At 32.3% G+C, this 1317-nt stretch carries 2 protein-coding genes and 1 pseudogene; all 3 read right to left on the reverse strand.

What is annotated here, in order from left to right; all coding sequences use genetic code 11:
- Positions 1-265, reverse strand: a 265-nt coding sequence (locus tag Q0370_RS11755; RefSeq protein WP_367270805.1) for an FctA domain-containing protein, incomplete at its 3' end; no start/stop codon positions are given.
- Positions 244-1152, reverse strand: coding sequence for a hypothetical protein (locus tag Q0370_RS01695; RefSeq protein WP_299571260.1), 909 nt, complete (start codon positions 1150-1152; stop codon positions 244-246). The genes Q0370_RS11755 and Q0370_RS01695, both read right to left, overlap by 22 nt.
- Positions 1153-1182: 30 nt before the next feature.
- Positions 1183-1317 (reverse strand): annotated as a pseudogene (locus Q0370_RS01700) (metallophosphoesterase); the annotation flags it as partial.

Raw genomic sequence — 1317 nt, forward strand, 5'->3', positions numbered from 1 at the left:
TATAGCGATTCTCAAAAGTTGGGTTTTTAGTCTCCTCACCAGCTTTCGAATAAGTGATCTTTGTAACTTCAAGCTTTCCTCCCTTATCTTCGACAGTTACAGTTGCCGAGATAAGATTCGGTTCATATTCAACTCCTGGAACATCACCAGCTTTTTCACTAATGGTATAATGATAGGTTCCTGCTTTAGTATATTTAAGCTCTTTGAATTGAACCTTACCATCAGCCGTATTTTTTACAGTTTCTAAAATCTTTTTATTTCGTATACTCCTTCAAGTTCCTTTGAAGACATCCTTGCACCAAATATTGACATTCCAATACCAAGTACAACAGCTGCTATCATATCTCCCGTTATTAATAACCTGTTAACTAAAATTCTGTCTGAAAGAACTTCAAATATTCCCATTTTAGATTTTATTGAAAAAAGCATCAAATGTGAAAACCAGATACCTATTACAGTTGAAACGCATATTGCAGCTATTCCAAGCTGATTAATTTTTTTACCTAGTACTGTAAATCCTCCCACAGCGCCAGCTGAAATTAGAATTATTGTAAAAATCGCCAATTTTCCAAACATTCCAACTATTATCCACGATATTCCCATAATCAAGGCTCCTATCAGAGATCCTAAAAATCCTTTAACAAAATTCATTTGTACTTTCTGTTTTTCCTCTTTTTCTTTTTCCCATTCATTTTCGATTTTCTTAACACAGTTTTCACATAAATGGAATCCTTCACTATAATCAGATTTTAATAATGTCGTATATGATATTTTACTTTCATTCTTTCCGCAAAAAGCACACTTACTCTTGCTTTCTTCCTTTGTCAAAAAATTTATTGCTGTTTCAATTGCTTGTTTTATATCTCTTTCAGAATTTTTTACTGTTAACTCAATGTAACTTTTTTCAAATTTTGCCTCCTTAAAATCATAGACATCTGTTTTTAACCTATTAAATAGTTTTGTCAGTCTTTCCTGATCGATTTCCTTATCAACGTTTATCTTTATTCTGTACTTTTTACTAAATTCCTGAATACTTACATAGAATCCGTCCATAAAGCCTTCAAGCGCTTCAACGCTACCAACTCCGCCCAATTTCTCCTTTACATACCTAAGATTATACTCTTTATTTAAATCCTCCAACATAATATCCATCAAAAATTTCCTCCTTGTGTATAAACTTTCTTAATTTATTTTTTTTAATTTTAGCACCACAATTTCAGGCTGTGCAAAAAATCTTATGAACATTTCAAATGCTCCGCCACCAACACCTGAAGTAGTATAAATTTTATGTCCATCATATTCCTTCAAACCATACCC

Origin of the sequence: uncultured Leptotrichia sp. (assembly GCF_938036635.1) — a bacterium.
Classification (GTDB): Bacteria; Fusobacteriota; Fusobacteriia; order Fusobacteriales; family Leptotrichiaceae; genus Leptotrichia; species Leptotrichia hongkongensis.

Excerpts from the sequence above, each read along its gene's own strand:
- Q0370_RS01695 (WP_299571260.1), bottom strand. The coding sequence starts at position 1,152 with ATGGATATTATGTTGGAGGATTTAAATAAAGAGTATAATCTTAGGTAT.